Origin of the sequence: Oceanobacillus luteolus, from assembly GCF_023715655.1 — a bacterium.
Taxonomy (GTDB): domain Bacteria; phylum Bacillota; class Bacilli; order Bacillales; family Amphibacillaceae; genus Oceanobacillus; species Oceanobacillus luteolus.
Genome location: NZ_JAMBON010000019.1, coordinates 17,930 through 32,219, shown reverse-complemented (window position 1 = coordinate 32,219; position 14,290 = coordinate 17,930). Strand labels below are relative to the sequence as shown.

The 14,290-nt window shown below is 38.9% G+C and carries 10 protein-coding genes and 4 pseudogenes; 6 read left to right on the top strand and 8 right to left on the bottom strand.

Going from position 1 to position 14,290, the window contains the following annotated elements:
- Positions 1–10: 10 nt before the first annotated feature.
- Both fmdA and M3210_RS11900 read left to right on the top strand, forming a co-directional pair.
- On the top strand, positions 11–1,183 hold the full coding sequence (gene fmdA / locus M3210_RS11905) for a formamidase (protein ID WP_251514630.1): 1,173 nt from the start codon (positions 11–13) through the stop codon (positions 1,181–1,183).
- A gap of 12 nt (positions 1,184–1,195) precedes the next feature.
- Entirely contained in the window at positions 1,196–1,468 is a 273-nt protein-coding gene (locus M3210_RS11900) for an FmdB family zinc ribbon protein (RefSeq protein ID WP_251514628.1), read from the top strand.
- Positions 1,469–1,626: 158 nt separating this feature from the next.
- On the opposite strand, the gene M3210_RS11895 is transcribed toward M3210_RS11900, so the two are convergent.
- Entirely contained in the window at positions 1,627–1,773 is a 147-nt protein-coding gene (locus tag M3210_RS11895) for a hypothetical protein (RefSeq protein ID WP_251514626.1), read from the bottom strand.
- Between the two features lie 351 nt (positions 1,774–2,124).
- On the opposite strand from M3210_RS11895, the gene M3210_RS11890 reads away from it, so the two are divergent.
- The 4 genes from M3210_RS11890 to M3210_RS11875 all read left to right on the top strand — a co-directional run bounded on the left by M3210_RS11890 (position 2,125) and on the right by M3210_RS11875 (position 6,657).
- On the top strand, positions 2,125–2,691 hold the full coding sequence (locus M3210_RS11890) for a M15 family metallopeptidase (RefSeq protein WP_251514624.1): 567 nt from the start codon (positions 2,125–2,127) through the stop codon (positions 2,689–2,691).
- A 15-nt stretch (positions 2,692–2,706) separates the two neighbouring features.
- Complete coding sequence (locus tag M3210_RS11885) at positions 2,707–4,053, top strand: helix-turn-helix domain-containing protein (protein ID WP_251514622.1); 1,347 nt, start codon at positions 2,707–2,709, stop codon at positions 4,051–4,053.
- Between the two features lie 50 nt (positions 4,054–4,103).
- Complete coding sequence (locus M3210_RS11880) at positions 4,104–5,324, top strand: DUF819 family protein (RefSeq protein ID WP_432806989.1); 1,221 nt, start codon at positions 4,104–4,106, stop codon at positions 5,322–5,324.
- 415 nt (positions 5,325–5,739) lie between these two features.
- On the top strand, positions 5,740–6,657 hold the full coding sequence (locus M3210_RS11875) for an endonuclease (RefSeq protein ID WP_251514618.1): 918 nt from the start codon (positions 5,740–5,742) through the stop codon (positions 6,655–6,657).
- A gap of 427 nt (positions 6,658–7,084) precedes the next feature.
- On the opposite strand, the gene M3210_RS11870 is transcribed toward M3210_RS11875, so the two are convergent.
- From M3210_RS11870 to M3210_RS11840, 7 genes and pseudogenes are all read right to left on the bottom strand, one after another.
- Positions 7,085–7,198 carry a flagellin gene (locus M3210_RS11870; RefSeq protein WP_432806987.1) on the bottom strand — a complete coding sequence of 38 codons (114 nt, stop codon included), beginning with the start codon at positions 7,196–7,198 and terminating at the stop codon, positions 7,085–7,087.
- A gap of 345 nt (positions 7,199–7,543) precedes the next feature.
- Positions 7,544–8,143 (bottom strand): annotated as a pseudogene (locus tag M3210_RS11865) (flagellin N-terminal helical domain-containing protein); the annotation flags it as partial.
- 279 nt (positions 8,144–8,422) lie between these two features.
- Positions 8,423–8,629 (bottom strand): annotated as a pseudogene (locus tag M3210_RS11860) (flagellin N-terminal helical domain-containing protein); the annotation flags it as partial.
- Between the two features lie 485 nt (positions 8,630–9,114).
- Positions 9,115–9,228: pseudogene (locus tag M3210_RS11855) on the bottom strand (flagellin); the annotation flags it as partial.
- A 364-nt stretch (positions 9,229–9,592) separates the two neighbouring features.
- Positions 9,593–10,339 (bottom strand): annotated as a pseudogene (gene hag / locus M3210_RS11850) (flagellin Hag); the annotation flags it as partial.
- Positions 10,340–10,646: 307 nt separating this feature from the next.
- Complete coding sequence (locus tag M3210_RS11845) at positions 10,647–12,185, bottom strand: hypothetical protein (RefSeq protein ID WP_251514616.1); 1,539 nt, start codon at positions 12,183–12,185, stop codon at positions 10,647–10,649.
- The gene (locus M3210_RS11840; protein WP_251514614.1) at positions 12,185–13,867 is read right to left on the bottom strand and encodes a hypothetical protein; all 1,683 of its coding nucleotides are present in this window, start codon (positions 13,865–13,867) and stop codon (positions 12,185–12,187) included. The genes M3210_RS11845 and M3210_RS11840 overlap by 1 nt, the downstream gene beginning before the upstream one ends.
- Between the last annotated feature and the right edge of the window lie 423 nt (positions 13,868–14,290).

The following is a 14,290-nucleotide window of genomic DNA, read 5'->3' as shown; positions in this document are numbered from 1 at the left end:
AATGGTTTTTATGAAGACAATGTTTAAAGTAGATTTAAACAAGACGATGGATCAGCAAGAAGTACCAGGGCATAACCGTTGGCATCCGGATATTCCAGCTGCCTTTTCGGTAAATCCTGGGGAGTCATTTAAGATGGAGTGTTTGGAATGGACCGATGGACAAGTTAAAAACAATGATGACCCATCGGATATCCGCCATGTAAATTTAGACAGGGTTCATGTCCTTAGTGGACCTGTACACGTAAATGGTGCAGAACCTGGAGACTTACTCGTCGTCGATATTCTTGATATCGGGATTTTCGATGAGCAGCCTTGGGGCTTTAACGGGATATTTGCCAAAGAAAACGGCGGAAGTTTCTTAGTTGACCAGTTTCCAGAAGCTGCAAAATCGATCTGGGACTTTGATGGAATCTTTACCACGTCAAGACATGTGCCGAATGTCCGCTTTGCAGGATTAATTCACCCAGGATTGATGGGGGTTGCTCCTTCACAGGAATTACTCGACGAATGGAACAAACGGGAACGCGAATTAATAGCAACAGACCCAGAACGTGTTCCGCCACTTGCTAATCCACCGAATCCAGAAAATGGTGTTTTAGGCGGCCTGAAGGGGGCTGACTTCGACCGTGTAGCAAGAGAGGGTGCCCGAACTGTACCTCCACGAGAGAATGGTGGAAACTGTGACATCAAGGATCTATCCAAAGGTTCACGAGTATATTTCCCTGTTTTTGTAGACGGAGCCAAGCTATCTGTAGGGGACTTGCATTTCTCCCAAGGAGATGGAGAAATCACCTTCTGTGGTGGAATTGAAATGTCTGGGTGGATAGAATTGAAGGTCGATGTTATTAAAGGCGGCATGGAAAAATATCAAATTAAAAAGAACCCAGCCTATCAACCAGGACCAGTAAATCCAAACTATAATGAATATCTTGTATTCCAAGGTGTATCGGTAGATCAGTCAGGTAAGCAGACCTACCTGGATGCAAATATTGCCTTCAAAAATGCTTGTTTGAACGCGATTGAGTACTTGAAAACACAAGGCTTTACTGGTGAACAAGCTTATATGCTACTCTCCACCGCTCCAGTACAAGGACATTTAGCAGGTGTCGTTGACATTCCGAATACATGCGCAACAATCGGTATTCCAAAAGCCATTTTCACAAAAGACATTCTACCAAAATAATGGAGTGATCATATGCCGTATTATTCTTTTAGGTGCCAGGATTGTGGAGAATTCACAGTCTGGCATAGAAGCAGTAAAAGAAATAAACTGGAAGAAGAATGTCCAACATGCTCTAATATAGCGAAACGAGTTTTTACTCCGCCTACTGTATATCGGATGGATGGGAAATTAAAGCAGACGATTGAAAGTGGGATGGAGCCGAAACTGGTGAAGAAAGAGGATATGCCGGTGAAGCCGAGGAAGAGAGCAGCTGGTGCGGCGAGGCCTTGGCAGACTGGGCATTAGATATAGTTTTTCTATCTAATTAAAAGGAAAGCACAACATCTATTTTAAAAATGAGATAAAAGTTCATGGAGTGATAACTGCATGAGTTAATATAGGAAGTGGTACAAGTTGTCACTCCATTTGTTCTTTTAGTGAAACATACTTTTCTCATAGACTCTTTAATCCCGCATTGCTCCTGCCTCTCTCGAAGTCATCGCACCTTGTCCTCGCTTTACATCTTTCTGTATTTCTTGTTTTACTTTGTTTGGGTCTGTGCCAGAACTCATAGCGTTTGAGCTCCTTCTAGATTGTTGATTTTGTGGCATATATTCCCTCCTAAAAAATTTCTCATTTATATTATTCTCTTGGCAAGTTAGATTATTCGGTACTGTCTTCCTATAGTTATATATCACCTTATTTAAGGACTATTAACGGCCATTGACACTAAATAGCAGTTGGACTAGAATAAAAAATAGTCAAAATATTATATTTAGTGGACAAGGAGTGATTTATACATCTAGATAAATCTCTCACTACACAAATCAAAACTACAGCATGAAAGGAGAATACTAATCACTACCGTAAGAAAAGAGGAAATTCCTATTAAGGAAAATGGAGAGAGTCTTGTACCACTTTCCAGACTATCTCCAAAAATAGTAGTACAACCTTATTATTACTTGCAGAAAATTCCAGGGGCCATTCAAGAATGTTACCTGAGGGAAAGTGCAGCTGAACGCCTTTTACAAGCAGCGGAAAATCTGCCAGAGGGATTCTTCTTTCATATATTCGACGCTTGGCGACCGTTTGAAGTCCAGTCCGCACTATACCATGATTTCAAAATGAAACTTGAAGAAAAGGGACTGTCAGGAAACCTTTTATTGGAAACGCTTAATAAGTATGTGAACAAACCATCTAAAAATCCTAATAGACCATCAAATCATTTAACTGGTGGTGCTGTCGATTTGACGATTGCTACAGATAGTGGTTTGCTCCCAATGGGAACAGACTTTGACGACTTCTCAGAAGCTTCCAAAACAGACACATACGAAAAATTAAAGAACCCTACAAATAGTGAAATCCTGTATCGAAATAACAGAGCTCTATTAAAAGAAATCATGGAAAACGCCGGGTTTACGAACTACGAAGAAGAATGGTGGCATTTTGATTACGGGAACCAAAATTGGGCTGCGCGAACAGGAAATATCGCTTTCTATGGTGGAATCCATTCGATTGAACAAGCTTAAGGGGTGAACATTAACTTGCAAATTTCTGTGCTTGCTATTGGACCCGCTGATTTGGAGAATTTGATCGTATCTACAGCCAAGGATTATCAAGAAATAGACATGGACTATGTAACGTATAGCTTGGAAGATGACGTAGCAAGCATCGTAAAGAAGCATGAACAGAACTATGATGTGCTTTTTTTCGCCGGCTCCCTTCCCTATGCTATTACAAAAGAACAATTAAATCTTAAGAAGCGAATGGTCTATATTGAATTTAAAGGAACTGCGTTATATCGGGTTCTATTTCAATTGATTCGTGAATCAAAAGCGGATCTACTAAGCGGGAATCTCAATTTAAGCATTGATAATCTTCAAAAGTTCGAAATCGAGGAATGCTTCGATGAGCTAGACATACAGTATCAAAAGCTATTTTACTATGAAGGCAGCTTACTCCAAGATATTGATAGAATAGTAGAATTTCATTATGAGCTTTGGCAGAGCAAACAGACGGACATTGCGATCACCTGTGTAGGTTCTGTCTATGAAAGATTAAAGGAGCTAGGGGTCCCGGCATCTCGGATTATCCCTACCCGAACATCGATCCGGACTGCTTTGGATAAAGTATTGATGGAAAGAATTAACCTACGCCATCTTCAATCTCAAGTTGCGACAGGCATTATTCAATGGAATCATACAGAGAAATTCGTAAAAATGACAGAGTATCAGTTTCAAAGAAAAATATTGGATTTAAAAAATATCATGATCAACTATGGAGAGAAATTACAAGCAATCATTAAATGGACGGATCATAAGCAGGAACTGAAATTCATTACAACTCGAGGCGCCCTTCAATTCGAAAAAAATCATTCTTCCAATGAAATGAAGTTGCTTAAGGAAATTTACCGGAAAACGGAAATCATACCTCGAATGGGAATTGGCATTGGTCAAACAACGAATGAGGCAGAAATTTATGCCCGAGAAGCATTGGCAAAATCACCAAAGGACAAACTGGCATTTTACGTCAGGGATATTGATGGTATTGTGCATGGACCAATAGGTGGAGACAATCCTTTAAGCTATTCAACACGAAATAACCAACCACAACTTATCGCGATATCAAAACAAGCTAATTTAAGCGGTTCGACAATTAATCGGATTCTATCTTTTTCCAATAGCAATGGAGAGTCCTTCACAAGTACAGATTTAGCGACTGGTTTAGGGATATCGATTAGAAGTGCACGGAGGATACTGCACAAATTGGAACAGGCTGATTTAGCAGAAGTTACCGGGGAGGAACAACCGATAGCTAGAGGCAGACCACGTCAGATTTATTCTCTTGCTCGACTACATCGAGCAGTGAGTAACGAACAAATTTCGCAATAATTTTGAAAGCGGTTACTGATTCTTAAATAAAAAATAGAAAGGGAGAAACTATTTTGCTATATTCAATTATTCAACCAGACGATACCTGGATTTTATGGGCATTTTTAGCAGGTTGGGCAGCAGTAAGTATTTACTTGGAACAAAAGTACGATTGGGCATCCAAACTTTCAGGAGCAATCATCGCCCTTGTTGGTGCAATGTTACTTGCCAACTTCAATATCATCCCAACGGAATCACCCGTTTATGATACGGTTTGGACTTATGTTGTACCACTAGCGATTCCACTTCTTTTATTCCAATCTAATATTTTTAAAATATGGAATGAAAGTGGAAGATTATTGATCATTTTCCTATTAAGCTCGATTGGAACGGTTGCTGGAGTAATTATTGCATTCTTCCTACTTAAGGATGTCATTCCAGGACTTTATATGATCAGTGCGATGATGACAGGTTCCTATATCGGAGGCGGTGTAAACTTTGCAGCGATGGCAGCAAAGTTTGAAGTCCCAGGAGAAACGGTTTCTTCTACAGTTGTAGCAGATAACCTGCTTATGGCCATTTACTTCCTTGTACTTATTTTAATACCTACCCTTAACTTCTTTAGGAGAAAGTTCAGAACGCCATATATTGACGAGCTGGAAAGCAATACAAACAAAGACGAGAACCTGGCGTCTTCTTATTGGGGCAGAAAAGAGATTTCATTAAAAGATATCGGCCTTGCTGTAGGAACTGCATTTGCTATCGTAGCAATCTCCTTTACGCTAGCAGAATTCTTTGATGGACTCATTCCATCCGGTGAAAATGTCAATGTCTTTTATAACGTGTTAAATGGGATCTTCGGTGACAATTACTTAATGCTTACAACATTAACTTTACTTTCCGTCTCATTTTTCCCGCGTTTGTTCGAAAACATCAATGGAGCACAAGAAATTGGAACTTATTTGATCTATATATTCTTTGTTGTCATTGGGGTACCGGCATCTTTACCATTAATTCTGCAAAACGCTCCACTTATTCTAGTGTTTGTAGCAATTATGGTATTCATTAATATGCTTGTCTCCTTTACACTTGGGAAAGCCTTTAAGTTTTCACTTGAGGAAATCATCCTTGCAAGTAACGCAAATATCGGTGGACCAACGACAGCCGCTGCGATGGCGATTTCTCGTGGATGGATGAAACTAGTCGGACCGATATTAATTGTTGGGACGCTTGGTTATATTATTGGAAACTATGCGGGATCGGCGATTGGGATTTGGTTTAGTAATTTTTAAGAATTGAAGAGGATATGTATCGTTCTAAATTTTGTTGACAGCTATTATTAAGATTATTTGTAAATACAGTCCTTCTATTCAGAGAAGAGCATATTGAAGGAGCTATCAGGAGATCCAAATAAGGAAAGAATTTGGGTACTGATTTGGAACGATATGTTATATGGCATAAAGCTGGAACTGATTGATTTCATGTTCCAGCTTTTATTATTTTTCTATGGATAAAGATTGGGTTTTGTTTGGTTGGTTTAGTTGTTATTTTTATAGAAGGCAGAGTGTGAATAGATAGAAGAAAATATCCTACCTTGCCAAACGATCTTCAAATCTAATTAAACAGGTTCTGAATGTTGTAACATAAAAAGTAATTTGATAAAATAAACACAAACATACGTTCCTTTCAGGGAGGGGATGATTATCTATGGAGAAATCTTGGCTTCTTACAAATACTTCTTTTAAAGCAAAAATAATAGGGAAGTTACTTGGAGATGGGTGTATTACAATTCAAAAAGGAAGAAAACCACGCTTTCAGTTCACACATACTTCTAGAGATTATAGTTGGGCGAACTACTCCTATGAACAAATGAATAATTCTTTACCTTTAAATCCTCCGAAATATAAATCTTATAAAGATTCCAGACTTAAAGAGGGTTACAGCTTCTCATATTATGTTCAATCAAGAACTTCAAGTATCATTACTTATTTAAGATCACAATGGTACCCTTCTGGCACTAAAATAGTTCCATTTAAACTATTAAATGAGTGGTTCACTAAAGAATCACTTGCTTGGTGGTATATGGATGATGGACATTTAAAACTGAATCATAACAAACCTCAAAAAATTATTCTTTCAACCGATAGTTTTACTCCTTGCGAAAATATACAGCTGTCTGATTTGTTAAAGAAAAAATATAAATTACAGTTCCGCCTAGATAAACAAAATCGCCTTATTCTCTATAACCAATTTCAAATATATTATTTCCTTTATCTTGTAACACCTTATCTCCATGAGAGTATGCATAGAAAAATAGTACCATACTATAAGTATACTACTCATGTTCAACCAAGAAGAACGACCATTTACTTGCCATCATCTATTATTCTCACACATCCAACAAGAGAGATTAACTTTTTCCTAAAAAATCTTGATGAGTGGGTTAATATGTACAAAAAAGGTTTGTTTTACTCTAATTATTTTCCATTAATAAACCCAACTAGAAAGGAATCCAAAAGCTATCAGATTACTTTATCCAAAAACAACCTGTCTAAATTGCACTTTCTGAAAGAAACGACAGGCTTAAACTATAGTGAGTTGACTAGAATTTGTTTCACTCCGTAAATATTAATTCTTTAAGATTAATAAAAGAGACTCCAATTTGACTGGAGTCTCTCTAAGTATAAGATTATTGAAGTAATTGTAATACCCCTTGAGGCATTTGGTTGGCTTGCTTTGCCGCTGTGTCTTTCGATTCACAGAATAGACTATATCTTCACCCTTTGTTTAAGGGGCTGGGCACTTCGAATGTATTAAACACCCTACGGATTTCATCATCTTAGCATTTGCCTTAGATGGTATATCCTAGTCGTTGAACGTTCTCCAAGATTTCTCTACAGGAGCTTCGCTGCTGATTATCCAATCTTCATGTTTTCAAACCTTCACGCTCGCCGTTTCCAGCCACGTTGTGGTCGATGAAGCTCTAAGGATTTCCCAGCAATTCACCCAGTCATAGTCCGTTAAATTACTTCAACGGACGCCCGTGAACAGTTTATGCTGCAATCTGTTCAAATTGAGCTAACATAGATTGTGCCGCTTGTGAAAGGATGTTGTTCTTAGTGAACTCCATCATTTCTTTCGCCATCGTGCGAACATTTACTTTCATAAATGACCAGACTATATCTTCACCCTCTAGTTTTCTAGTAGGGGCCGGGATCTTCGGATTCTGATAGATATTGCGGCTCTATCATACACCTACGAATTTCATCACCATCGCATTTGCATTAGGTGGTATATTCTAGTCGTTGAACCTTCTCCAGAGTTTCCTCACAGGAGCTCGGCTGCTGATTGCCCAATCTTATCTTTTTTCAAACCATCACGTCTGCCGTTTCCAGCTGCGTTGTGGTAAGACAAGCTATAAGGGGTTTCCAGCAATTCACCCGATCGTAATCACTAACCGTTACCAGTTAGGACGACTGTGACTGTCACTGCTTTAAGCAGCTGAGTCATAATCAACGTCACGAATACGTGATTCTGCAGCAGTTAGGTTCTCTTGAGAAGCACCTAAGTTATTTATCGTATGGTCTAGACGGTTTTGTACAGCACCTAATGCAGAGCGTTGATTAGATACTTTTGTAATAGCTGCATCTATTAATTTCAATTGATTATCAAATGCTTTTTCTACCGTAGCTCCATTTCCATCCACAAAAGCTGTTACATCTATTACTGCTTTAACTTCTGCAGCTGTAGCTGTCCCCTCAGCACCTGCTACTCCAAATAGAGCACCAGCAGACATATTTTCAATATTAACTTCTAATTGTTGTTCAGCATTAGCTCCGATTTGAAATGTTAACTTTGCACCACCATCTTCTGCAAAATCACCAGTTAAGAGATCTTTTCCGTTAAATTGTGTTCTATCTGAGATTCCCGGACTTTTGTCAGAGATACCACCCAGTTCTTCAACTAATGAATCAAGCTCGTCCTGTATTGCTTGTAAATCTTCCGGCTCTTGTGTACCAGTATTACCAGCTTGGACAGTTAATTCCCGCATTCTTTGAAGAATAGAATGAGTTTCATTTAAAGCACCTTCAGCAGTTTGAATTAAAGAAATCAAATTTGTTATCGTAATGGCGTTTAATCCATTACTTCTTTATGTTTCCATAAAGTTCAGATCATATCTTCATCCCATTGGGATGCTCCGCGCTCGTGGGTGGTTTATTGGTCTGGTTCCTCACCACCTGATCGTTACACCTTCCTAACTACTTTAAACCAATTCATTAGGCTTGGCTCGGTATTGCCCACCATCCACACTGCTCGTCTGGTTTGGGGTTCCACCGAATTCACGGAGTTTTCATCTAAGTATTACTACTTAGAGCGGCATTTCTAGTTTACCGTCTTGAGCGTTTTTACCCGCCATTTCTAATCCACGAATTTGTCCACGCATTTTTTCAGAAATTGCAAGACCTGCAGCGTCATCTCCTGCTTTGTTAATACGGAGACCTGAAGAAAGCTTCTCCAAAGAGTTTTGTACCGCACCTTGGTTTGCTCCTAATTGGCGGTGTGCGTTAAGAGCTGAAATGTTGTGATTGATAATCATGTTTTTTACCTCCATGTATAGTTTCTAGCATGTCACATCCATTTGACATGCTGATATAAATAAACAATTTAGCGTGATGATTCAATATTGATTATCTTAATATTATTATTGTAATAACTGTAATACCCCTTGAGGCATTTGGTTAGCTTGCTTCGCCGCTACGTCTTTCAATCGTAGAATAGACTATATCTTCACCCTTAAATTTATAAGGGGCTGGGCACTTCGAATGACCTAATTCTGATCACCCTACGAATCTCATTGCCATGAGCTAAGCTCGTAGGCAGTACATTCTAGTCGTTGAACCTTCGCCAGGCTTTCACCGTGGGCGCTTGGCTGCTGATTATCCATTGTAGCATTGTTTTGTTTTTCAAACCTTCACGCCTGCCGTTTCCAGCTACGTTGTGGTACAAAACACTTTAGGAACTTCCAGCAATTCACCCAGTTATCCTCTAATCCGTTACCAGATTAGACGCCCTGCTCAAAAATTACTGTAAGAGTTGTAATACTCCTTGAGTATATGTTTGAGATTGAGCTAACATAGATTGTGCCGCTTGTGAAAGGATGTTGTTCTTAGTGAACTCCATCATTTCTTTCGCCATCGTGCGAACATTTACTTTCATAAATGACCAGACTATATCTTCACCCTACCGATTTAAGTAGGGGCCGGGAGCTTTGGATTTTGATAGATTTGCGGCTCTATCATTCACCTACGAATTTCATCACCATTGCGTGTGCATTAGGTGGTATATTCTAGTCGTTGAACCTTCTCCAGAGTTTCCTCACAGGAGCTCGGCTGCTGATTGCCCAATCTCATCTTTTTTTAACCTTCACGCTTACTGTTTCCAGTTGCGTTGTGGTAAGACAAGCTCTAAGGGGTTTCCAGCAATTCACCCGGTCATAATCTCTAACCGTTACCAGTTAGGACGACTGTGACTATTCCTGCAATTAAGCAGCTAAGTCATAATCAACGTCACGGATACGTGATTCTGCAGCAGTTAGGTTTTCTTGAGAAGCACCTAAGTTGTTGATTGTGTGCTCTAGCCGGTTTTGAACTGCACCTAATTTTGAACGTTCTGTAGAAACTGTATTGATTGCAGTATCTATTAGATCAATAGTAGCATCAAATGTTACATTAGCCGCTAAATCTCCACCTTCTACTGTACCTGAAGTAAATACAATATTAGCAACCCCTAGAGTTGCTGCACTCATATCACCAATTTCTACATCTAATTGCTGTTCATCATTAGCACCAATTTGGAATGTTCCTGAAAAAGTACCGTCCAAAAGGTTTTTACCATTAAATTGAGTGCGGTCAGAGATACCTTTACTAGAATCTGTTCCGCCTAGTTCTTCTATTAATGCTTCCATTTCATCTTGAAGAGCTTTTAAATCTTCTGGTTCTTGTGTTCCAGTGTTACCAGCTTGAACTGTTAGTTCTCGCATTCTTTGAAGAATTGCATGTGTTTCATTTAATGCACCTTCAGCAGTTTGGATTAGAGAAATACCGTCTTGAGCGTTTTTTCCGGCCATTTCCAACCCACGAATTTGTCCACGCATTTTCTCAGAAATTGCTAAACCTGCAGCGTCATCTCCAGCTTTGTTAATACGAAGACCTGAAGAAAGCTTCTCCAATGAATTTTGTACTGCACCTTGGTTTGCTCCTAATTGGCGATGTGCGTTAAGAGCAGAAATATTGTGATTGATAATCATAATCAATCTACCTCCCTGTTTTGTTTTTGGGGTCACGTCCTTGTGTCCCTTTTATTTATAACAACTCTATGTAGAGTTATTACCGAAATTAATAAGTCACCTTATTGTGTATGAATACATAATCTTAGTTGGTACCATGGCTAAGATTATGTTTAAAACAATCACTCCTTGTGACTCAATTATTATATCGGCAGGGATTATAATAAGTTAAATATTTCTATCAATATTTGTTAGTAGATATATATTTATCAATTTTCACATAAGTTAGTAGGTATCTCGTGACAAATAAAATACCTTAAATCTACTGTTACCCAAACAACCTCCCCCACTCCTCTTCCAAGTCCCTCTCCAACACATTCAAATCCAAACTATTTTCCCTATAAATGGCCCTTACTTCATTTAACGCAGCAAATGAAAATCTCGACCAAGCAACAGCATTCAACCTAGTCGCAAACAACAACAAATTTCCACCTGAACGCAATGCACCATCGACTACATCAATCATACATAACGCACCATGACCTACCAGCAACATTCTCCTCAATTCTGGCTTATTACCAATAGGAATGGATTCCTTCCAGCTTCGTTGATGGTAGAACTTACTCTTTAAAGCCCAAAGCAATCGGATTGCCAGCTCATTAAAAGCAACTGGAATCGCCATCGTCACTCCAAAGCGAGCATCATACCCCGATTCAAACACAGAGACGGAAAACTCCGCAAAGGTTTCACTTACGAGTTTGTCTCCTTTTTGTACTGGGATTGAACCAAAATCAAATAACTGTAACAATGAGTAAAACGGAAGAGGAATGCCTGCACCTCTGCGACCATCCATATGACCTCTTGTCCCACTTGAGCCAGCAATATCTGACATTAAATGCCCCAACCAATTCGCAAAACCTGCAAATAGCTTTGCCATAAAATTCCCGCCACGCAGTTCAAATTTATTCGTACCTTCAATTGGTTCTACCCTAATAACTTTTCCATCTGAAATAAAACTTGCTCTATCGGTAAACTGATCAAGAATGGAAAAGAAAAGTCCAATCAAATCAGGAGAATGCCCAAGTGATTTCAGATGATGATTGCTTGCACTCATATTTAATGTATTTTCACCTAGATTCAAATCTGCTGCATACCTTGCATCATAATTCACTTTAAATCTTCGTTCCAAAAATCCAATTGCACTTGCAATCGTATCCGGTTCTTTCCTCAATTGAGCACCATTTTTCTTATCAAACCGCCAGACCGTTTTGGTAAATTTAATAACGACATTATCAACTTGCTTATCCGTCCACTCAAGTAATCTACTGTTATTAGGGTCACCTACAAAAAAGCTATCAATGAAACCTGCTGCGACTCCACAAAATGCCGCAATCATGTAATCATATTTGTCACATTCCGCAGTTTTCATCTTATAGTCTTCCCTGACCCGTTGAATCAGTTCTGCTTTCTCTCTTTTACTTAACAGTTCGTCAAAAGGATCCTTTGGGACATGTATCTGATGATTAACCAAATAATCATCCATCTTCAGCATAAATACCTGCCATGAATCACCATCCGAAACAGTTAGAGTATTTAGATTTTCATAATCTTTTTCAGTAATTCTAGTAAAATTTGACGTCGCACTAACTGGTGTTGAACTGTTTTCCCCTTTCATCAGTTGCTCGGCCTGTAAAAGCAAAGCATCCAATTTGTCGCCTTGTACATCATTCAAATTTCCCAACTGCTCCAAATCATCCTGCAGCTCTCCAATTCGTCCCTCTGCTTGTTTCATGGTATTTTTTTGTGCAATCAATGAACGGCCGCTTTCATTGATAAGCCCCTTGTCTAATGAATTAATCTTTTTCATTATCTATTTTTAAACATATTCTTAGCTTTGCCGGTAACAGTTGCAAATGCGGCCTGAGCAACTTTGTTGTACTCGATTTTTTCAAAGCATTCTTGAAGCCCCTCTGCTTCCTCTAGCGTCAAATCTTCTCTTATCTGGAACTCTTCTTTTTCTGCACTTCTTTCATTATCCATCACTACTACAGGCAATGCGACATAGCAGGATAAGATAAATTGACGTATTTTCTCCAGGGTTGGTTTATTCGTTAATTCATTCAACCGATTCACATCCAATGTAAGTGGAAGTGTTGTAAGAATCTGTTCGACTTGTGACTGTTGCTGTTTCTCTGAGTTAATATGTGCTCCTTGACTCAACATGTTCAGCATATTCGAGAGCTTTTCTATTTTAGTGGAGTTCTCATTGCCCTTTTTTATTTCCAGCGACAATTGTCTGGTGATTTCATTAATATCCTCAATTAAATAGGTCAACGACTTCTGGGTATTGCGTATAATTGCCTGCAGCATAAATTCCCGCTGCTTATTGTTCTCCAACTGACTAATTCCAGTAATTTTCTTTAATCCCTGGTACGTTCCTACCCCAAGTAACACAATCGTTCCAATACCTGTGAACATGCTGGAGAAGCCGAGAATCCCTCCCATTCCCATTGCTGCGAGTCCTGAAGTGATTCCCGCAGCACTCAGTCCTACGACAGATCCGGAAAAGTAAATCGCAGCCATCGGCAATCCTACTGCTGCCGCTTTTGCTGCAATGTCCTTCATCGACTTCTTAATTTCCGAATCATTTTTTCTTTCCTTTAAAATCGCTTCATCGTTCTTAATCGCCGTAATAATGAGCTCAATTTCCTCTTCCTCCATACCAAGTGTCTGGGAAATATCTTGCAAAAATTTATTATCTGCCCAGGTATCTATGGGATTGTTCTTGCCAAATATGTATAAGATATCTTTGAACAGCGACTTGCTTAGAATGTCAAAACTTCCCTCTTCCACACTGTCTTGAATTCTGTTCAACAGTTCCTCCGTTGATTCAAGACTTTCCGTATTGCTGATATACGACCGAACCTCAATCCGTTTTGGAGAGCTCAAATCAATACGGGAAATTAAGGAAACAATTTCAGCGTATTCCCGGGCATCGATCTGTTGATCGTCGGAATAAGTAAAATTTGCAACGAGCTTGATGTAATCCACTTTAATATCCTCGCTCATTTCAGAAAGTGGAGTAACCTGAGATGTGTTAACGAATTCCTTACCTTCCTCCCCTTCTTTTAAAATACCTTGGATCAGTTGGACAAATCCTTCCAGGTTGACGTTGACCAGATGCGGCGTCAAGTCCATAGTTTCTTCATTCTTTAACATCACTTGAACTTTTCCGATCGTTTTTATCTTCCCAAACTTTGTTTCTTTTTCAATCGTATAATACTCGATTCCTTCAATCGCTTCATATTCCAATTGGATAGGCTTTTCAAATGCTGTCTTTATATAAACAGCATCTCCTACAAATAAGCAGCCCTCCTTACCTGATAATAGAATGGAAGAATCCTTAATAGCGATAACATGTTCAAGGTTTACATCGGGAGCATAGGAAGTTAAGGCTCCGTTCAATCTTTTATCGGGAATATCCGGTGCTGTATATGTATTTGAACCTAAAAGCGCAATGTTTTCTTTAATGTATTTATGTATGGACATGATGTCCTCTCCTCCTAGGTAATTAGGTAATATTTGCTAATACTTTAGGTTTATATTATCATAATCTACTGTATAGAGAATAGCCTATTTTATTACTTAAGCTACCCTTCATCCTATAATCGAAGGGTAAATAGTTTTTGTGGCGTATAGGATTTTAGAATTTAATTATTTATCCGGATGCCTCCTCTTCTTCTCTTTTGTTTATGTTTTAGTTTAGGTATGTTCCGCGAATGGTCCTATTAATAGTCCGGGGATAAGTCCGGGATCCAGTCCGAGTTAGAAATTTTAATTTCATTGGACAATCTCCTCCCACCATGTCAACTCAGTATTTGCTATGCCTGATCAAATGTCTTCACTTCATACCCTGCCTAAACACACTTTGAATAGAATTTATAAACCCCGTCTGCATATTTCTTTAACCCA